The organism is Methylobacterium frigidaeris (genome assembly GCF_022179185.1).
GTDB lineage: Bacteria > Pseudomonadota > Alphaproteobacteria > Rhizobiales > Beijerinckiaceae > Methylobacterium > Methylobacterium frigidaeris.
Window position 1 is genome coordinate 1 of record NZ_BPQJ01000461.1, and the last position, 214, is coordinate 214.

1 protein-coding gene is annotated in these 214 nt (G+C 71.5%); it reads right to left on the reverse strand.

Features of this window, described 5'->3' with window-relative positions; all coding sequences use genetic code 11:
- The coding region (locus MFF64_RS39275) for a 2-C-methyl-D-erythritol 2,4-cyclodiphosphate synthase (RefSeq protein WP_238194203.1) at positions 1-214 on the reverse strand (214 nt) is incomplete at both ends.

Genomic DNA, 214 nt, shown 5'->3' on the forward strand with positions numbered 1-214 from the left:
GGCCTCCCGGAGAAACACCTCGCTCCTTTCGCCCCGCCAGCGGGGGTCGGTGTCGGGGAAGAGGAGGCCGATGTCCCCAAGGCCGTAGGCGGAAAGGAGGGCGTCGGTGAGGGCGTGGAGGGCGGCGTCCCCATCGGAGTGGGCCAGGGCCCCCACGGGGCTTGGAATGTGGAGGCCGCAGAGGTAAAGCGGCCTCCCCTCCTTCAGGCGGTGG